We start from the raw sequence: 18,700 nt of genomic DNA, 5'->3' as shown, positions 1-18,700 counted from the left end.
CGGTCACCCCTCCTGATCGAATTCCCCGCCCTGGAACTTCGAGACAGCGCCTGCCGCAGATGTTTTCGGGGTATACCCACATCATGAGTTTCCCGGTGTCCTTCGGGTTCGCCCAGGTCGGTCTCCTGGCCATGATCGCCCTCGCCGTCGCCCTCCTGGTCATGGCCGCACTGGCCGCCACCCGCCGCCGCGGACCCAAGGCCGTGCTCGGCCGCGCGGTCCCCGGCGCGGCCCTGCTCCTGGTCGCGGTCCTCCTACTCTGGATCGCCACCCTCCTGCAGACCTACCTCGGCCTCACCGGCGAAATCAAAGCCGCGCACGTAGTCGCCAAACCCGTTGCGGGCCAAGAACACCAACTCGACATCGTCCTCACCCAATTCGACGAAGACGGAACCGCGGGCCAGCCGACAACCCATCGCGTCGAGGGCGACCTGTTTGCCCTACAGTCCAACATCGTCGAACTCGAACCCTGGGTCAACGCCCTCGGCTTCCACTCCGGCTACAAGATCAGCCGCCTGTTCGGCCAGCGCCTCGACGGCAAATCCCCCACCCAAGACCACACCTTCCTCAACGGCGGCGACCGCGACTTCTTCGAAGACATGAACGAAAACCGCTGGTATACATCCCCTTTCATCCGCTCCGCTTATGGCAATGCCGTCATAGCCACCCCCGGCGAGTACGACGTGTACATCTCCCGCGACGCCATCAAAGTCCGCCAGACCGAGGGCTAGAGCATCCGAAGTCCTGCCGATACACCCACCGAAGGCGTCACGACCGCGGCGGACGATCAAGCCCCTGCCTGCGGGTCACCGCTAGATCCCAGCAGCACGTTCTGGGGCAACCCACGCCCCGTCCCCCGCCGGGAGTTCCCCGCTGTGGACTCCGAGGTCCCTGCGGGCGCACTCCAGCGATCCTGAGACGCTCACGTATGGACTTGGGCGAATGAACGATGTCCTGGCTCATCTTGCGCGGATGTAATTGGTCCATGAGGCGGATCACCCGCATGACGAAAGGTAAGTCAGATGTCTGAACGCGATTTGGCCATGATGTACGCAGCACATGACGCATTCCGGCGTGATCTCCGGGCGCTCGCCACTGCCCCGGATCGTGAACGCTGGACGCAGTTTCGCACCCAACTATCCGTCCACCACACTGCGGAGGACGTCGTACTCTGGCCGAGTCTGCGCCGCCGCGGCGTGGACGCGCGGTTGGTCGAGGCGATGGCCGCTGAACACGACCGGATCGATCCGCTCCTTGCCCAGGTGAACCAGGCCTTCGATACTGCGGGGCCGGTCGCCGCGCGACCAATACTCGTGGCACTGTCCGAGCTATTGCACAACCACCTGCGGCACGAAGAGCAAGAAACACTCCCACTGATCAACGATCGAGAATGGTCGTTACTCGACCGAGAGATGCGCCGTCGCATCGGACTCCGCGGACTTCGGCCCTATTACTCGTGGCTACTGCGGGATGTGGAGGGTGAACGCCGCCGCAGGGTACTGGCCACGATTCCCGGCCCACTCCGCCTGGTGATCTCGTAGACGATTAGTTCTGGCAAACCAACCCTGCCGTTCAACACCCAGACGGCAGGCTGGAACTCAACCGAAGAGCTCTCCCGCGCGGGTCGCGGTCACCGCCTGCATCAGCCATGCACGGAGCTGATCGAGGTCGACACTCTCAGCGAGCACGACCCGTTGGGCGGCAGATAGCTCGATTCCCCGGCCGGTAAGCACAGTCAGGACAGCGTGTGCAGCTTCCTCACGTACCTTCGCTCGCCCGGCTTCAAGCCCCTCTTCACGCCCTTGCGCGCGCAGCCGCTGAGCAGATTCCGACCGGAAGAACGACAGATCCGCTTCCATTTTGTCCCTCCATAGGTGGGCCGCGCCGGTGTGTGAAATTCCTTGCTCGATGAGCTCAGCGTAGAACGCGGTCTCACCATGTCTCGCAATCGTGGCATCGGCACCGCGATCCTGGAGCTAGCGGACCATTTCGAGTGTCTGCCCAGCCCGATCGAGCAGGACGCGCGACGGCCGCTCTTTCTTTCACAAGAGTTCACGCTCCCGGCCGGTGGGTCGGCGCGGGGAATCGCTCAGTCGAAGAGCTCGCCCGCTTGGGTCGCGTTCAATGCCCGCAAGAGCCATGCGCTGAGCTGATCGAGGTCAGTGGTATCGGCGAGCCGCTTTTGCTGGGTGGCGGATAGCTCGATTCCCCGTGCTGTACTTACGATCCGCACCGAATGCGCGGCTCCCTCGACGATCCCTTGCTTGTACCCCTCCGCACAACCCTCCTCGAAGGCCTCTTCACAGGCCGGCTCACGCACGAAGAGCTCGGACGCTCGGGTTGCCGTGACCGCGTCCGACAACCACGCACGAAGCCGATCGAGGTCGACGGTTTCGGCAAGCAGTCTTCGCTGGGCTGCGGAGAGTTCGATTCCACGACTGGTCAATACAGTCAGCACCGCTTGTGCAGCTTCCTCAACGCGTGCCCGCTCACCACCCTGAGCACGCAACCGCTGAGCCGTCTCCGAACGGAAGAACGAAAGATCCGTGTCCAATTTGTCGCTCCAAAGCTTGGCGGCGTAGAGCTCGGTCTCGTCGTAGGATCCCCGCTTGTCCAGATCCACGACGATCCAACCCAGTATCCCACCGGGCGCACACGCGATTCCTCGAACCATGGAACCGAATCACCCTCACTCGCGCCAAAGAGATCAAGAGGCGTTTCAGGATCGAATGACAATATCTTGCGGCGGCAGGTTGGGCCGTGGTCAGACCTGTATTTCCGGCAGAGCCACCCGACCGGTGCGAGAACCTCGGTATACTCCCCGGGACCACGATTAGGGGGTGGCGATGACTTCGCTGAGCGACATAATTCTGCAGGGTGGTGTGTCGACAGCTGCGCGGGGTCCGGTCGCGCTGGCAGTCGATCGAAGCCGCGTAGTCCGGGCAGGGTACGGGCACCTATCCGGATTACGCCAAGACCGCCGAGTGGTTCCAGACGATGTCGCATCAGGCGATCTACGACGCCGTGCACGGCTCCAGCGCCCCGCACGCCGATGACGGGCCTGGACCTGGACGATCCGTTGTCGTCGATCAGTCCGGGGTTGGCGAATCCGACACTGCGACCAGCGCGGCGAAGACAACCCTACGAGTCACCGACTATCAACTCGACAGGACCAGCAAGCTCATGATCAACATCACCGCGGAACAATCCTCTCAAGGTCCGGCGGTGTCCACAATATTCGCCCGAAACCCCAAAGTTGTTCGTGACGCCAGCTTTCCGGCATCGGCGGAGCTGATGCAATAACATTGGCGCTCACAGCCGCTCGCGCGGTCATAAGGAGGATCTGTTGTGTTGCACTTGATGGCGCTAGAAGTCAACGCTGTAACGCATTGCAATCTGTCGTGCGTAAGTTGCAGCCACTCAAGTCCAGAGGCCGCGGTCAGCTCTGCTGACATCGCGGTGGTCAGCCGAGACTTGTCAGCGCTTGCCAACGTTGTGGCGCCAACGTATGTGCGAATCGTCGGAGGGGAGCCGTTGCTTCATCCAGAGTTGCATGCGTTGACAGCGGCGATCAGGTCGGCGATGCCGAATTCGATTCTTCGTTTATATACCAATGGCACCCGACTCGACAAGGTAAACAATAACTGGCTTCACAATATCGACGAACTACTGGTTTCAGTGTATCCGCGGGCGGTCGTTTCAGATTCGACGCTCAATCGGGTCGCCACCGAGTGTTCGGCTGCCGGCACCAAATTGCTAGTCGAACGGTTCATATCCTTTCGAGCAAGCCGACCGTCGCTACGACTAGGCAATACCGAGGCACGCCAAGTGTTCCAGACCTGCCAGATGGCTCATTCGAAGAGTTGTCACGTTGTCCAAGACGGGCACGTGTACCTATGCCCCCCATCGACGCCGATATCAATTGGCCAGCCGCATGGCGTATCTTGCCCAATCGAGCCTAGCGCAACGCTCAGGAGCAGGCTTGCGGAATTTCTCGAACGACCCAATCCGATAGACAGGTGTTACACCTGTCTAGGCACTGTCGGATCGCGAATCCCGCATACCATGTCCACCCACAAGGCCTGGTCTGAACTGAGCTCTCGCGGGGAGATCGACCACGAACATTTGGACGCGCTGCAGCGAGATCCACACTCTGACAACTATTGCTCGGTCGCTGAGAGTTGGATACCTGAGACCGATCCCCCCCACAATTCGACGGAGCGGCACGGATGACCCCGCGAGACGAGATCAACGGCGCTGAAGTATCCTGCGACTCAACCCATCCGAAACAAAAGTATAACGCCATGCAACGACTCACATGGAACGACGTTGAGGTACTCACCAAAGCATTGGCTGACGCAGTAGACGCAACCAATATCGAGATCGATCACATAGTAGCGGTGTCTCGCGGCGGGTTCGTACCTGCGAGGTTACTCGCCTCCAAGTTGAAGGTAAGACGTCTAGGCAGCATCGGAGTCCGCTACGCTGACGCTTCGCGGATCACACCCGAAATCTACGCGCCAGCCGGCGGCCTACGCCCATCTGACAAGGTTCTACTTGTCGAAGACGCGATAGAGACCGGCAGGAGCCTGATGTACGCAGCCACAGTGATCGCTGCTCAAGTCTCAGTCTTGAAAACCGCAGCGTACTATCGGCAACCTACCTCTGTTCCCAGCTTGGATTTCGTCGTCGAGGAGCGAAGTCAGCTCCCCCAATTCCCGTGGGAGTGACCCAGGGCCGCCCTTGCTGCATCCATCCGAATAGTGAGGTCTTCCAGCACGATCGGATTGGCTCGTTCTTGGATGACCGGCAGCGCAGCGTTCCACGACCGCAATGCCTCGGCAGGGTTTCGCAGGAGCACTTGCGCCTTGCCCATCTCGATCATCGCCATCGCGCTCCACCAGCGGTCTGCAGTCCGCTCGAGCACGGGCACTGCCGCTCCCAGCGCACTCATCGCGCGCCGCCCATCCCCTGAGTCCGCGTAAGTGCGGGCTAGGTGAACGCGCGCGACTGCTCCCCGACGTTCATCGCCGAGGCTCTGCATGGTTGCTAAGCTGCTCTTTAGCCGCTCAACGGCCGTTTGATACTCGCCGAGCCCTCGATATACGTCGCCGATCCAGACGCCAGCATTCGCCTCCCACCAATCATCACCGTGGTGCCTGAAAATCGGCAGAGCCAGGTCGAACTCAAGCAGCGACCGATCATAATCAGACTTCTGGTGATAAATGTCGGCGAGATTCGCGGTTACATATCCCCACGCATGATCGTCCCCTACCTCGAGATAGATAGCACGTGCCTGTTCGAACAACGGGATTGCAGCATCGATATCACCGAGTTGATAAACTTTCCCAATTGCACAGAGAGATGCTGCCTCCAGCGACCGGAGTCCGTGCTGCTCGGCGAACTGAAGAGATTGTTCGAATTCGGAAATTGCATCGCTCCACTCACCGAGGAGATGGTGAACTCGACCGAGCTGGAAAAGGAATAGACATCGGGCAGGACCATCATTGAGTCCGATCGCGGCGGACAAACCACACTTAGCAAGTGACTCCCATTCTCGCCAGTATGAATGTTGCTCGCAAAAGGAACTGAGCGAGTAGGCCAAGATAGTCACGTGCTGTAGACATTCGTCAATCAGCATTTGACTCGCGAGGGCGATCGAGCTCCTTAGTTCCGTTTCGCACCATAAAATTGCTCGGGCATAAGAAGCAAGGGGGACCGCTGGTGACTGCATATCTTGGGGTAGTTGTAGTACCGGAAAAATATTGTGGCGCGGCGCACTTCTGCGAATCCAAACGTCAGCAGCGCGCGCTGTTGCCGCGTACGATCCGCCGACCGCGTGGAGTGTCGCGACAGTTACCGCTTCGCAATCAGGTAGCCCAGCAAGCTTCTCCTCGGAAAACTCACGGAGTATATCGTGGTAGCCGAAGCGATTGTTCCCGAGCTGGTCGGGGCCTAGCGACTCAATCATTTCCTCTTCCGAAAGCTCGTCGTGGCCCGTACGGGTTATCGGCGTCTCGCGATTGTCAAGCAGATCGAAAATCCAGTCCGGAAACGCTTTGATGCTAAGCGCTCCGAGCGAGGCGAATAGCAGCCGCGCCTGTGGTGAAAGCGCAACGTAGCTGATCTCCAGTGTCGCACGGACGGCCCGCTGACCATTAACAAGCGAGGGTAGCAGCGCCTGCTGTTCGAGGAGTCGCTGCACTAGATCTTCGATCGGCCGGCGCGGGTCTGCTGCCAATCGAGCCCCGAGTATTCTTATTGCAAGTGGTAGATATGCGGCCAGCTCGACCAATTTCTTCGCCGTGTCTATTTCTCGATCGATACGGTCACGACCCAAAATCTCTCGCAGAAACTCGATAGCCTCGTCCGCCGCCATCACATCCAAACGAACTCTGGTGATTCCATCGAGTGCCGCAAGGCGTACACGGCTGGTAATAAGAACTACGCTCGTCGACTCGCCTGGAAGCAATGGCTGAACCTGAGCCTCTGATTGGGCATTATCCAGCAGCATGAGAATGCGGCGTCGCCCCAGGATCGTACGCATCAAACGCGATCGGTCATCGAGCGAGATCGGCACCGCATCCTGGCTTACGCCCAGCTCACGTAGCAGCGAACCCAATACCTCATATGGATCAAGCGCCTCTGCTTCTGGACCTCTAAGGTTTATGTAAATCTGACCGTCAGGAAAAGCGTCCGCCACCATATGCGCGACATGAACTGCAAGCACGGTCTTCCCTACACCACCGCGCCCCGAGATCGCCGTGATTAGCACCGCATTGCGGCTCTTTGGTGCTCGAATAAGCGCACGCGCCAGGACACGCGCTTCCTGATTCCTGCCTGTAAAGTCGAGCAAATCCCTCGGCAACTGGTTGGGTGTCCGCTCCTCGGATGACGATGGCCGTCCAGTCCGTGCGTCGAGGGCCAATACCACCTGGACCGAAGTCAGATACCCGACTACCAGAGCCGCGGCAACGCCGACGACAATGCGTGCCTCCGAAGAAAGCCCAGCGGACCCGGCGAACAACGACAGGTACGCGCCCACACCGCAGAAAAGAGCGATCGCGAACAAGCGAAGCCCCTTGGCGTGAGGCCGTCCGCCCGGAGGCAGTCTAGAACCCGGTAGCTTCATGCGAAACCCCACCATCATCCTCACTACGCGCGGCCGGATGGCTGCGGCGCGGTCTAACAATCGGTCAGCCGATGCCATCACGCTATCAACATTCGACCTCGCGTGCCCCATCTTGGCGGTTAATGCTGTTGCGGGACTGCTGGATTCGAATCTGATCGTGCCGAGATGCAGCGCCATGCTCGACCTCTGCACCCGCTGGGCCGGTATGCCATACGACCACCAAGTCAGCCCAGTACGTCACGAAGACTCATCGTTCAATCCACGGCAACACTGGCGTGATCAGCATCGTGGGTCGCTACGGCCATAAATCCCGTAGAGGGTTCATTTTGACACGTTGAGTCACGCGGGCGTCGTACGGGAGGCGGCCCGTGAAAGCACCGTCCAAATGTCACTCATAGAAGCCTCACAGATTTGGTACAGGTGGTTAGCGGTGCCGTGGCTCTAGTCAAACGAAGACCTGTGCCGTCCTGGATTCCACCTCGTTCGCCGGTACCCGACCCACTTCTGACAGGTAGCCGACCACCGTTTCCTTCGCGATTTCGAGCAACTCCTCGTCCAACGCTCGACTATCCAACGCCTCGAAGACGACGAACGGTGCCAAGCGTAGGAGTCGTTTGAGGAAGTCTCGAAGGACATCGCGTTCGGTGAGATCGGGGCCGGCGAAGTTCATCTGTTTCCAGGTTCGCAGGATCGATTGGATCAGGTGAGGGCTGCCGCCGAGGGCGGCGCGCCGGGCGTAGATCTGGTCGAATGCCGCTTCGCCGAGCACGTGGAGCGCGGTGTATGGGTCAGAGTCGGCGGGGGCGTATACGAGTTGGGCTCGCCACCACATGCGTCCGAGGACGTGGCGCGTGAGGTCGGACCCGAGCACTCGATCGCCAGGGGGTTTGGGGTAGCGCCAGTGCGCGACATCGGGGAGAACGATCAGCGCAAGAAACGCCCAGACGTCGCCGGAGGCCGCCTCGGCGGGCGAAATTCGCATCTCGCTGTGTAGCGCCACGGCTAGCCGCAGGTCGAAGCTGTTCTTCTGCTTGGTATCCGGTGGTTCCGGAAACCCGGAATCCTTGGCCAAGTCGACGACGATGTCGCGCAGGAGCTGGAGCTTAGCCTGCTCGATCCGGGTGCCGCCGGTCGCGACGAACACCGCGGAGCTGTCGGCAAGCGACCAACGACTGTTCAACTCGATCGGACCGAGTTCCTTGTATTCCGCGGCAAGGGGTTTGGCGCGGTGACGAAGGAGTCGCGGATAGAGGAGTGTCATGCGACCCCCTCGAAAATCTTTACCGCTGCCTGCAATTGCGAGGCAAAGAGGTTCGGGGATTCTTGCGCAGCGAGCCGGATGTCGGTGATGGATCGGCCAGGAAACAGGCGGCCGAACAGCTCCTGCAGCGTGGCTCCCAGCGTCTCGTCGATATATGTTGCGTCGTCGTCGAATTCACTGATGCGTAGCGCGTGGTCGACCATGGTTCGAGCCACGTCCGCGTACAGCATCGAAAGCGCCATCTTGTCTTGCAGGCGCGGACTTCCCGCCCGCTGCAATGCTTCTGCGATCAGCGCCTTCTTCTCGTTGACGAGCAGCAGCAGTGACCCCATCGTGGCGACGTCGAGGTCTGTGCCGATCTCGAGGTGCCAGGCGGCATCACCCGGGTAGTTGGTTTTCTCGAAATCGACAATGGCGATAGGGAATTGGGGAGCATCGCCCTGCAGACGGATTTGGGTGCGATCGCTCCACAGTACGGACCCTCCGCGGCGAGGCGCGACGGGCCGACCCGTGCCATGTCTGCGACGAGCCAGTACCAACGCGGTGTCGAGCATCAGGACACCACCCAGATCTGCTCCCACGAGATCGGCCCGCAGCTCGACCTCACCGTTAGCGGGGACAATTGCCCGTGACACCGTTCCGCGCAGCTTGGATCCGGTGGATGTCCACACCGCGGCCAATGCCAACTCGGTGCCGGGCGCGAGCGTCGACTCAGCCAGTGCTCGCTCGAGGTCGATTCGTACGACTCTTCGCAGCGCCAAGTTCGTCTGGTAGTCCCAGTGTGGGAGGTGTTCCGGCAACGGCATCTCCGCGTCGCCGATCGTCAGCAACCACTCCCCCGCCCGAATTACGCCGGCAGTCGGCTTCTTGTACGGCAGAACACGATTGGCCATCAGGCGACCGCCTCGGTGTACAGGACTATATCGGTCATCGTGTCCGGCGCCGGTTTGACGACTGCCCTCCACACACCGCCGTCGCCACCTTCGATGACGTACGTGGGTGTCGTGTGGACCTCGCCGTGCGGGTCCTGCCATCCCACAAGGCCCGGCATCTCGGCACCGGTGGGCGGGTCCATTTCGAGCCCACCTTCGCTGTTCAACGCAACGGCAACATCGGCACTGACCCGCTGGGGCACCGCCACCGGCAGTTTGAACCGCTGCATGACAACGCCGTGTCCCCAGAGTTCGTCCGGCTCGGGGTCACCGACATATTCGATCTTGGGGCGGCGGCGACGGGCAGGTGCCTGCCGCGTGGTCTGCTCCGTCGGTTGGCCGCTCTCGTGACCTCCGTGGGCACCGCCGCCCGAGGAGGCAATGCCGCCCGAGCCGCCGGCCTCGAAGGCATCCGAGGTTTCGAGATCGTCGGACTCAGCGGGGTCGTTTCGCCTGCCACTCGGTCGCCGCTTCGGCGCGGGTCTAGGCGGCGGCGCGGTATCGCCGGGCCTGCCGTAATCGGTGGCCGCGCCAATGCCCCAGGCACCACCGACGAGCGGAGACAACCGGTCACTTGCCGCGCCGAGCGACACCTGCGCGACCTCGACTCCGCTGCTTCCGCGGGGCCCGATGACCTTATCGATCTCTTCCTTCATTCGTGTGAATGTCATTTTCACGAACGAGTATTCAGGTAGGTCGAGCGTCTGATAGTTCCAATTGTCATGTGTCGGCGGCTCCGCCTTCGCATACGCTTCGTCGAGTTCTTTGTCCGCACGGAAAACGCCTGCGTAAGCTGAGATTTCGCTGGCCGGTTTGGGCCCTGGCCAATAGGTGACCACGAGCTCGGCCGGACGCATCAGGCACACATGATGCACCATGCCCGTCTCGAAGCCGGCCATATGTTCGGCGTCGCTGGGTTCGAATCGGAGCGCAACCGACTGATGTAATCCGAAGCGCCCGAGCAGCTTCTTGGGTCGCCTGCAGTAGAGCTCCTCGGCACCGCTGCCGACCATCTTCCGGTAGGCCTGAACGAACAGTTTCAGCGTCTTCATTCGGGCCGGATCGGGCACGGGGTACTCGATGCCGTCGCAAGTCACCGAGAAGCGCATCGGTGGAACACCATTGCTGTCGGGGAGCATCTTCGGCCACAGCTGGTAGACAATCGTCTCCGCCAAGTACCGCGCGATATCGGATGGTTCACTTCCGTCGAGATTCGGATCGAGGATCGATATCGTCGTTCCGGTTTCGGTCGCTCCGAATGGCCGAAGACCCAGCTTGCGCGCCATCGCATCGGCTTCAGCGCCCACCAATGGCTCGATGACGTCGCCCGAGGCGTCGCCCCACCAGTGTCGACCGGTGTAGCGACGTTCTTCTTCCTTGGCGTCGTAGCTCTTCCACAGAGCTGCGGCCATCAGCCGAGTCTCGTATCTCCCCTGGTACTGACAGCGGGTATGGACCAGGATGGTGCCTGATCCCGATGCGAGGTAGAGAATGCCTTTGCCGAACCCGTATGTGCCACCACCCAACGCCCGGTCGCGAGGTTCGCCGATATTGCGCAGGAATGCCACGAAATCACGGCCTTGGTCGGTGACTGCATCGGCCCGAGTCGGGCCGCCGAGCCCGCGAGTACCCCGGTCGGAAATCGACAGCACACGAATTGTTGGTTGTTGCAATGCATCTCGAAGTGGGAGCCGCTGCTTCGCCGGTGCCTTGCGTAGGAGATTGTCGCGCCATGCCGGAGCGTCGGCCGCACTGACGGTCTGCAGGTCGATGCGATAGTCGACGGGGATTCCTTCTGCCTGGCGAGCATCCCAACTGTTCTGGGCCGATTCACGGACCAGGATCGTTAGATGGTCCAACTCGGGCTTCCCCAACTGGTTCCTGATGCCTTCTGCGGCGCTCGCACCCTCAGGCGGAAATGGTTGGGAGACCCAGGCAGGTGCCGTCATCGGGATTCCTCGAGCATCGCTTTGATATGCCTCTCGACATCATTGGCTTCCATCGGCGCGGGTGATTCGCCGGACAGGTCGATCGTGTAGTCGACGTTGCGGACGTTGGTGGAGATCGACGCGGCCGCCAGGTCGACGGTTGTGAGCCTCGGAAAGGCGACATCGACGTTGTACCAACGGTGTTCGTTGATCGAGTACCGCGAATGCGCGTAGTGATCATTGTCGGCGGAGCGATAGCCGACGGCAGCCAGACGCGTCAGGATCTCGCTCTCGTCGTCAGTGAGGTCGAGCACGCGTTTGATCAGTTCGAGGAACCCGATGCCGCCCTGAACATCGGTTTCCAGCCGCAACCACACCAACCCGAGCACGCCGTCGAGCGGTGGCTCCAGCTGGTCGAGTCCGTGGATACGCACCGCTCGACCGTCCGGATTCGTCGATGTCTTCACCTCGAGTGCGCCCGCATCGGTGGCGAAATCGTGCCGGTGACCAGACGGTCCCTTCCACAACCGAATTGCGCCGCTGTCGTGTTCGAGGAGGAGCTCCAACACGACCAGCTCGCCGAATAGACCGGCGAGCTGCTGCGTCCCCAGCGGTGGCCCCGGGTTGAGAAACAGTGCACGCCAGCGGTCGAGGATGCGGTGCAGAACCTTCACCGGGTTCTCCGGCGACTCCTCCGTAGCGACGAGAATATCGGCGCACACGGTCGCGAAGATGTCGTTCAAATCCCGACGAAGGCATGCTAGAGCCGCGTAGTCCTGCACTCGCCCATCCTGTTCCAACGTCCGCTTGCTCAGCCGCAGAACCGGGCCGTTGAGACCTTTTCGCACGATCTGGTGCGCACCGATCGGAACGAGCAGATGGCGGTTTCCTTCGCTGTCCAGGCCTGCGGCCAACACCCCATTCGCAGTCGGGACCGGAAGGTCGGACACGGTGACGACGGATGCTTCGACGCTCGGGCGCCGTTCCAGCCGCCGCCACTGATCGTCGAGAACCTTCTTCAGATCGTTCAGCATCAGATGTCCTCGGAGTCGAGGAGGCTGAAGTCCTCCTCCTCGATCTCGACGCCGGACAGATCAGCGGAAATGTAGTCGGATTCCCAAGCAACGGTGCTGTCGTCGTTGGCCGGCGAAGGAAACACGAGACCGACGCCGATCACATGCTCTGGTGCGTTCAGCGATTCACGCTTCGCCTTGGACGGCTCGGGTTCCGATACCTTATCGATCGGGTACAGCACCAGTAGGCCTGCATCCGGCTGCTGAGCCTTACGGGCTTTGGCGATATCGCCTTCTGTTGTGGCAGAAGTGATCCCGTCGAGATCCAGCCCGGCATCCCGACGACTCATCAACGTCTTGATATCCGCGTGGTCGATGCCAGACGCGAACTGCGAACGAACGATACGACCTACACTGACTCCGGGCGCGAAGTCGAACAGATCCTGTTCCGCCACAGCTGGTTTGCCGACAATCGCTACGTTCCAGCGGCGCAATGTGCCCGCGTTTCGGATGCGCTTCTCGATGTATCCCGCCATCAACCTCGCGTCGCACTCCGTTGACTTCTCGTGAAACTGGTAGTCGCGCAGGAAGTCCAGGACATGCTCACTCTGCACACCGCGAATCAGGTAGCGACCGTCAGCGCCGTTACCTTCGGCTCGGCTGACCCCGAGCGCCGCGTTCACGAGCACCTGTGCAGCCGACTGATTGCGCAGCAGCCATTCGGATTCCATGCGGAAGTATCGGGTCTGGACTCGTTGCCCGCCGTAGGACGACAGCGCCGACACCGCGTCCTTCATCTTCGCGGCGGCAGTCACCCGGAGCGAAGGATGCGTCCGCAGTCTCACCGCGAATGTCATCGGAGTTTTGCCTTCAGTCATGTAAACGTCTATGTCACGGCGCATCTCGGTCTCGACCGTCGCGAGGTGCCGGAACCAATCCTCGAGTTCCTCGGTCATCCAGATTCGCGGCAGATCCGCGTATCCGGTCCGGTAGCCGAACCAACGACCCATCTGCAGCAGCGTGTCGTAGGTGGAGACCGCTCGAACGAAGTAGCTGACCGAGAGACCTTCCAGGGTGAGGCCTCGGGACAAGGTGTTGCCGCCGACCGCAATAGCGACAATCGGGCCGTTCCCGTAGTCGAGGCGGTCGGTACTCTCGGAGTTATCCATCACGATGCGGCAATCACGCAGGACCCCAGGCAGTTCCGATGCAAGCTCATCGAAGGAGACCGGCTTCTCATCGAACTCGGTCGCCGAAACCTTCGACGTCTCCTCCTCCCACAGCTCGCGGAGTTCGCGGCGCAGGACGGAGTCCGACAAGTTGTTCCCGACCTTGGCGCGGAGCAGCATCAGCGGGTCTCGGAAACTGTTGTGCACGGCAGTCCGCACGCTGGTGTGAATCAGCATGGTGGAGTGGGGATTTCCACCTCCGCGAACTCTTCGGGCGGCGGTTGTCAGCCAGAAGTACAGGACCGCCTGGCGCAGTGTGTCGGTAATCGACGGATAGAAGTCCTCTGCATCTGCCTTGGTCTTAGGGCGAACGAGCGCAACGTCGTCGTCGGGAACAGTGCGGATCATGTCGTAGCCATCGTCGACTTCTGTCGGATCTTCGCCGTCGAGGGCGTAGCGACCGAACAGCACCTCGGTGCCGAAGTGCCCGTATGGCTTGGGCAGGTTCACGATGAAATGCTCGGGGTAGAGATCGTCTGCGGATGGATCGATGAGCAGATTCGCAAACGGCGAGGCTGTGTACCCGACATAGGCCGATTTGGGCAGCGTGTTGAGGATTTGGCGGATCAGGGGGTTGATCGATTTGGTCGCCACGGTCGCCTGGTCGGCCTCATCATCGATGATCAACGCGGGACAGTCCGCCAGGTACTCCGAGGCGTCGCCCAGCCACTTGACCAGCTTGCGCAGCACAGTGGCGTTCTTCTTGACCACGCACAGCACATGGGTCTTGTTCGACTTCCCGAAGAAGCTGGCCGGGTTGGCAGTCGGCGAGAAATCGCGATCGAGGTCGGTGATCTGCGTCCACAGCGTCGGGTTCGGTTCCACCAGCTGCTGAATGAGTCGCGCCTGGGTCTGACGGCGCAGGCCGTTGTGGATGCCGGCCAACACGATGAACAGCTTGTAGCCGCGGTCGGCGGCCTTCGCCATCACCGCGGTGAAGTTGGTGGTCTTGCCGGACTGCACGTAGCCGACCACCAACCCCCGAGTGGAGAACTCGTTCTTCCGAGGATGCTGGAGCAACGACACGATCCGTGTCGACGAGTCGTCCAGGCTGTCGATGGCCGGATCTCTCGGCCACCCCTGCTTGATTAGATCGTCCTCGATCGCAGGCCACAGCTTGTCATCCGGATGCGGTCCCGCATACCAGGTTTCGTAGTTGTCGATGACCACCGAGTGCGGCTCGCGCATCTCCTTGATCCGAACCATGTCCTCGTCGTAGCGCTCCATGATCCGCTTGATCACGTCTTCGGAAGCAAACAGCCGGAGCTTCTTGATCGCCTCGACCGGGGTGTCCTTGTCCAAGAACGACTTGAACACGTCGTACTGCCCATCGATCAGATCACTCATCGGAAGCTCCCACCTGCGCTAACCCTCGGTCGACGATGGGAGGTTTCGCTCCCCCGTGTTGTGGGTAACAGTATCGGCTCGTTCCGACCAGTTGGAAGTGAGTGCGATAGTTGTTACCCGGTCGATGTGGGCTATCGGTGGGCAACGGTGGTTCGCTACACCGTCAGCTGAACAGCAGGCCCATCCGCTGCAGGTGATCGAGCGGGGCCGAGTCACGGGTGTCGACCCACGGGCGGTCGACGACCTTCGCCGCTTCCTCGTGGCTCACCTGACTCCCCAACGCGGCCGACAGCACATGGAGCGCCAAGACAGGCGGGATCGCATTGCCGATCTGTTGCGAGATATCGCTACCCGACCAGGGATAGTCGAGCGGGAAAGTTTGCAGCCGTCCTGCCTCAGCCAGGCTGAACCGTGGGCAGGGGAAGCCGGTGTTGTCGACGATCTGGTTTCGCGAGACCTTCCCCGTGATCGTTGCCGAGGGTTCCCGCGAATTGCGGCGTCCACGCAGCTTCGGGTCTCCACCGGTGCCATAGTTGGAGATGACCTGAAAATCGTAGCCACGGCTCAGGGCCGTGCCCATCGTCTCCCAGGGCAGATGCTTCGCCTCGCCATGCGCTCGGTCGACTCCCTTGCGGTAGGGACGATGAGTCACAGTCGGAAGTTCGGGTTCGACTCGGAGCCTTGCGATAAGGATGGCGCGCCTTCGCGTTTGCGGGACGCCGAACTGTTCGGTGCGAAGGACGTCGGCGGTGACTCGATAGCCGATGCCCTCGAGCACCTTGCCCATCCGCCTCCAGATGGGCAGAACGGCCGGAACCTGCTCCAGCACAATAACTTTGTACGGGTCTCCGCGACGGTTCGCTTCGAGCGCCCACCGCAGTGGCTCCAGAACTAGGCCCGTTCGCTCGTCCTCGAGACCGGCAAGATCCTCGGACACGTTGTCGCCTGCGCCCATGCGGTCGACGAAGGTCAAGACTTCATCCAACGCTTTGCGACCTGCTCCGGAACCCGCAACAGTGAAGGTCTGGCAAGGCGGCCCGCCCGCGAGAATCCACGCTCCCGGCACGTCCTGCGGGCCGAAGTGACGCACATCGTGGGGGCGATCGTTCAAGCCGGCGGCGCCCCTGGTCGCGCAGGCATTGCGGTCCCACTCGAATCCGTAGACATCAAGACCCAACCAACGCGCCGCTACGTCCAGGCCACCCGGCCCGGCGAAAAGGTCGACCATGTCCGCTCGGCGTGGCAGCGTCGGCTCGCGTTGGTCGGTGGGCATGACTCGAGATCTTAGCCGGCGCGACGGGTACGCGATACCGGCCGTTAGCGAGCTGACAGGGTGGACCTCAAAGCGATGCCGAGCGCATGCGCGAACGGCGGCGGGGTTGCGTTACCGACCTGGCGATACCTGGCTGTCTTTCGACCCTCGAAAGTCCAGTACGGCGGGAATCCCTGGAGCGCGGCAACCTGATCGACGGTGAGCTTCAGCATGTGGTCGGTTCCCTGCGACGGGTCCCACACAAAATCGGCCGATGGCACGTCATCGGCAAGCGCGCGTCCATTCACGCCGAACTTCGCCCATGCACGAACTGAACCCTGTGGGCCCAGGTCGCCCCCGCCGCGATCCCACGAACCGCCGACGATCGTCGGCGATATCCCGCCTGCCTGCGCGGCCCACTCCGTAGCTTGCGGCCACCCACGGGCACTCATCGATCCACGGAGGACCGCTCCGACTGTCAGACCGGGCGCGGGCGGGATGGGATGCAGATTCTCGGCGAAGTCGCCGGTCCCGCCGTCGCGGAGGGCAACCATCACGGCGTACTCGCGGTGCTGCGGGACACCGAAATCGCAAGCATCGACCAACCACCAACAGCACTCGTATCCGGCGTCCTCGAGATTCTTGGCGACGCGGGTTCGACTCGACTCGTACTCATCGCGTTTCAGCAGGTCGGGGACGTTCTCGATCAGCAGGGCACGCGGTCGCAACTCCACCGTCAGCCGCGCAGTTGTCTCGAAGAGTTCCAACTCCCAGCCGCTACCCCTGGGTCTCGACGCTGTTGCCGCCGACTTCACCCGCGGAAGTCCCGCGGCAATAACGTCGATTTCACGGTGTCCCGGCAGATCGAATCTGGGCTCGAATTGGAGTAGGTCCTTATCCAGCACATTCCAGCCAGGACGGTTTGCTCGTAGGGTTTCGCACGCCACGTCGCGGTTATCCAGCAGAAGCACAGGATCGAACCCGGCTTGTTCCAGCCCGAGCGCAAGTCCACCGGCACCTGCGCAAAACTCCACCGAGGTAAGGCGATTCGTCCGCAGCAAACTGTGCGTACCGCGATCTGGTTCACCCGCCATCGCCGCCCCCTCGCCGTCATAATGACTGCAACTCGACCAAGAATACCGCTCGAAGTCAGGCCATGCCGGCGTCCTGGGCATACTTGACGCCGTGACCGAATGGGTGCCGACGCGGTATGTCTCTCCGGATGAGCTGATCGCCAACCAGACGCCGAAGGGCGGGTTCACGCAGGCCGTGTTGACTGGGTGGGATGTGCCATGGCCGCCGCCCAAAGGGTGGAAAAGGGCTGTGTCGGACCAGGATCGGTGGTCTGAGGATTTGACGACGTTTCTTGGATAGCCGACGGCTATGGTACGGTCGGCGCACAAGTCAGGCCCCGGTGGTGCTACGAACACCGCCGAGGCCCTGGGCGAGAATCTGGTATCAGCAGACTCACCGCCGTAGGCAGGAAGCCTACCGATGATTCTGGCGTCTCCGCCAACCTCCCCCCTTGCCGCTGTGCGCCCGGGCGAGTTGTGCGGGTGATGCGCCTTACTCGCGCAGTCGTCGCCCGTCAGACCTCCGATATCGCTAAGAGTCAAGCGGCGACCGGTTCTGGCGTGAAACGGACGGGAATCGCGAAAGCCTTGGCTGGATCGAACAACTCGCCGGTTCGGAGGCAGTAATGAAGCTGACCGAGCAGCTTGTTGAACAGATGCCGTAGAGCGGCGGCGTAGCGGTCTCCGTGTGCTCGGCGAGCGAGATAATGCTCACGAGGCGGCCCCTGGTGGGTCATGGCACCGAACGCCCACACCCATCCCGCTGCGGCTAGGCGGTCGTTCTTGACCCGGCGAAAGGTAATCGATGTAGTTCGCCCGGATGCTCGGGTGACCGGTGCGGATCCGGCGTAGGCCTTCAATGCTCGGGCATCGGCGAATCGTTTTCGGTCATCACCTATCTCGGCCAGGACGCGTGCGCCGGCGAGGTCAGCCAAACCCGGGAAGCTCGTGATGATCGCGTAGTCGGGGTGTTTGCGGAATTCTTCGGCGGCGGCTTGTTCGAGGTCGTCGGCCCCGGCGCAGGCGGCGTCGAGGGCGGCAAGCAGGGCGAGGGCTTGCTGTCCCATCGCCTTCTCCACGAGCTCGGGTTGGCGCAGGCCGGGACGACGCAGACGTTCGACGAGTTCGGTAGCCAGTTCGTCGATGCCGCGTTTGCGCCCAGCTTTACGCAGCGCGGCCGCGACGCGTGCCTTGGTGAGCTTCGCCGCCGCGGCTGGGGTCGAGGCGATCGCAAGGATCGCTCGGGCTTCGGGTTTGGCGAGGTTGGTGGCGGACTTGTCGGCGAACGTCGTCAGGAACGCGGGGTGGTATTCGCGCAGCAGGCATCGCACTTCGTTGCTGGCTTTGGTGCGGCGCCAGACCGCGTCTTGCTGGGCCCGGGCCAGCACCGCGATAGCCTGGACGAGTTCGGTGTCAGCGGGCATGGTTCGGTGCATATGGCATCGACGCGCAAGATGTTGGCCAATGTCATCGCGTCGGCATGATCGGACTTCGCGCGGGCCATCGTGTGGCGCTCGCGGTAGCGGGCGACGG

15 protein-coding genes are annotated in these 18,700 nt (G+C 61.7%); 4 read left to right on the top strand and 11 right to left on the bottom strand.

From position 1 onward, the window contains the following. The first annotated feature begins 83 nt into the window (after window positions 1–83). Both ACFWO8_RS26795 and ACFWO8_RS26790 read left to right on the top strand, forming a co-directional pair. Entirely contained in the window at window positions 84–731 is a 648-nt protein-coding gene (locus tag ACFWO8_RS26795) for a hypothetical protein (protein WP_378964963.1), read from the top strand. A 291-nt stretch (window positions 732–1,022) separates the two neighbouring features. Then, window positions 1,023–1,541 (top strand): hemerythrin domain-containing protein, encoded by a 519-nt coding sequence (locus ACFWO8_RS26790; RefSeq protein ID WP_378964958.1) that lies wholly within the window; start codon window positions 1,023–1,025, stop codon window positions 1,539–1,541. Window positions 1,542–1,598: 57 nt separating this feature from the next. Here ACFWO8_RS26790 and ACFWO8_RS26785 read toward each other — a convergent pair whose 3' ends face one another. Together ACFWO8_RS26785 and ACFWO8_RS26780 are read right to left on the bottom strand one after the other, a co-directional pair. Next, on the bottom strand, window positions 1,599–1,859 hold the full coding sequence (locus ACFWO8_RS26785) for a hypothetical protein (protein WP_378964954.1): 261 nt from the start codon (window positions 1,857–1,859) through the stop codon (window positions 1,599–1,601). 230 nt (window positions 1,860–2,089) lie between these two features. Next, window positions 2,090–2,623 (bottom strand): hypothetical protein, encoded by a 534-nt coding sequence (locus ACFWO8_RS26780; RefSeq protein WP_378964952.1) that lies wholly within the window; start codon window positions 2,621–2,623, stop codon window positions 2,090–2,092. 374 nt (window positions 2,624–2,997) lie between these two features. Here ACFWO8_RS26780 and ACFWO8_RS26775 point away from each other — a divergent pair, with 374 nt between their 5' ends. After that, the gene (locus tag ACFWO8_RS26775) at window positions 2,998–3,303 is read left to right on the top strand and encodes a hypothetical protein (RefSeq protein WP_378964949.1); all 306 of its coding nucleotides are present in this window, start codon (window positions 2,998–3,000) and stop codon (window positions 3,301–3,303) included. Window positions 3,304–4,229: 926 nt separating this feature from the next. Continuing rightward, window positions 4,230–4,730: a phosphoribosyltransferase gene (locus tag ACFWO8_RS26770; protein ID WP_378964942.1), complete on the top strand. Its 501-nt coding sequence runs from the start codon at window positions 4,230–4,232 to the stop codon at window positions 4,728–4,730. On the opposite strand, the gene ACFWO8_RS26765 is transcribed toward ACFWO8_RS26770, so the two are convergent. From ACFWO8_RS26765 to ACFWO8_RS26725, 9 genes are all read right to left on the bottom strand, one after another. Then, window positions 4,703–7,309: an ATP-binding protein gene (locus tag ACFWO8_RS26765; protein WP_378964938.1), complete on the bottom strand. Its 2,607-nt coding sequence runs from the start codon at window positions 7,307–7,309 to the stop codon at window positions 4,703–4,705. The two genes, ACFWO8_RS26770 and ACFWO8_RS26765, sit on opposite strands and share 28 nt — an antisense overlap. 268 nt (window positions 7,310–7,577) lie before the next feature. Further along, on the bottom strand, window positions 7,578–8,393 hold the full coding sequence (locus tag ACFWO8_RS26760; protein WP_378964932.1) for a DUF6339 family protein: 816 nt from the start codon (window positions 8,391–8,393) through the stop codon (window positions 7,578–7,580). Then, on the bottom strand, window positions 8,390–9,223 hold the full coding sequence (locus ACFWO8_RS26755; RefSeq protein ID WP_378964928.1) for a hypothetical protein: 834 nt from the start codon (window positions 9,221–9,223) through the stop codon (window positions 8,390–8,392). The genes ACFWO8_RS26760 and ACFWO8_RS26755 overlap by 4 nt, the downstream gene beginning before the upstream one ends. 62 nt (window positions 9,224–9,285) lie before the next feature. Then, entirely contained in the window at window positions 9,286–11,274 is a 1,989-nt protein-coding gene (locus ACFWO8_RS26750; RefSeq protein WP_378964926.1) for a hypothetical protein, read from the bottom strand. After that, window positions 11,271–12,287 (bottom strand): PD-(D/E)XK motif protein, encoded by a 1,017-nt coding sequence (locus ACFWO8_RS26745; protein WP_378964922.1) that lies wholly within the window; start codon window positions 12,285–12,287, stop codon window positions 11,271–11,273. The genes ACFWO8_RS26750 and ACFWO8_RS26745 overlap by 4 nt, the downstream gene beginning before the upstream one ends. After that, complete coding sequence (locus ACFWO8_RS26740; protein ID WP_378964918.1) at window positions 12,287–14,842, bottom strand: Z1 domain-containing protein; 2,556 nt, start codon at window positions 14,840–14,842, stop codon at window positions 12,287–12,289. Before ACFWO8_RS26740 ends, ACFWO8_RS26745 begins: the two co-directional genes overlap by 1 nt. Window positions 14,843–15,005: 163 nt before the next feature. Further along, entirely contained in the window at window positions 15,006–16,115 is a 1,110-nt protein-coding gene (locus tag ACFWO8_RS26735; protein WP_378964915.1) for a DNA cytosine methyltransferase, read from the bottom strand. Window positions 16,116–16,159: 44 nt separating this feature from the next. Next, complete coding sequence (locus tag ACFWO8_RS26730; RefSeq protein ID WP_378964908.1) at window positions 16,160–17,188, bottom strand: DNA cytosine methyltransferase; 1,029 nt, start codon at window positions 17,186–17,188, stop codon at window positions 16,160–16,162. Between the two features lie 518 nt (window positions 17,189–17,706). After that, window positions 17,707–18,591 (bottom strand): transposase, encoded by an 885-nt coding sequence (locus ACFWO8_RS26725; RefSeq protein ID WP_378964901.1) that lies wholly within the window; start codon window positions 18,589–18,591, stop codon window positions 17,707–17,709. Between the last annotated feature and the right edge of the window lie 109 nt (window positions 18,592–18,700).

It is taken from the genome of Nocardia sp. NPDC058480 (assembly GCF_042720495.1).
Lineage (GTDB): Bacteria > Actinomycetota > Actinomycetes > Mycobacteriales > Mycobacteriaceae > Nocardia.
This window is presented reverse-complemented; position numbering and strand designations above follow the sequence as displayed.

Coding starts and splice junctions, on each gene's coding strand:
- ACFWO8_RS26730 (WP_378964908.1), bottom strand. CDS start 17,188: ATGGCGGGTGAACCAGATCGCGGTACGCACAGTTTGCTGCGGACGAAT.
- ACFWO8_RS26770 (WP_378964942.1), top strand. CDS start 4,230: ATGACCCCGCGAGACGAGATCAACGGCGCTGAAGTATCCTGCGACTCA.
- ACFWO8_RS26785 (WP_378964954.1), bottom strand. CDS start 1,859: ATGGAAGCGGATCTGTCGTTCTTCCGGTCGGAATCTGCTCAGCGGCTG.
- ACFWO8_RS26750 (WP_378964926.1), bottom strand. CDS start 11,274: ATGACGGCACCTGCCTGGGTCTCCCAACCATTTCCGCCTGAGGGTGCG.
- ACFWO8_RS26725 (WP_378964901.1), bottom strand. CDS start 18,591: ATGCCCGCTGACACCGAACTCGTCCAGGCTATCGCGGTGCTGGCCCGG.
- ACFWO8_RS26795 (WP_378964963.1), top strand. CDS start 84: ATGAGTTTCCCGGTGTCCTTCGGGTTCGCCCAGGTCGGTCTCCTGGCC.
- ACFWO8_RS26740 (WP_378964918.1), bottom strand. CDS start 14,842: ATGAGTGATCTGATCGATGGGCAGTACGACGTGTTCAAGTCGTTCTTG.
- ACFWO8_RS26790 (WP_378964958.1), top strand. CDS start 1,023: ATGTCTGAACGCGATTTGGCCATGATGTACGCAGCACATGACGCATTC.
- ACFWO8_RS26775 (WP_378964949.1), top strand. CDS start 2,998: ATGTCGCATCAGGCGATCTACGACGCCGTGCACGGCTCCAGCGCCCCG.
- ACFWO8_RS26760 (WP_378964932.1), bottom strand. CDS start 8,393: ATGACACTCCTCTATCCGCGACTCCTTCGTCACCGCGCCAAACCCCTT.
- ACFWO8_RS26765 (WP_378964938.1), bottom strand. CDS start 7,309: ATGGCGCTGCATCTCGGCACGATCAGATTCGAATCCAGCAGTCCCGCA.
- ACFWO8_RS26735 (WP_378964915.1), bottom strand. CDS start 16,115: ATGCCCACCGACCAACGCGAGCCGACGCTGCCACGCCGAGCGGACATG.
- ACFWO8_RS26745 (WP_378964922.1), bottom strand. CDS start 12,287: ATGCTGAACGATCTGAAGAAGGTTCTCGACGATCAGTGGCGGCGGCTG.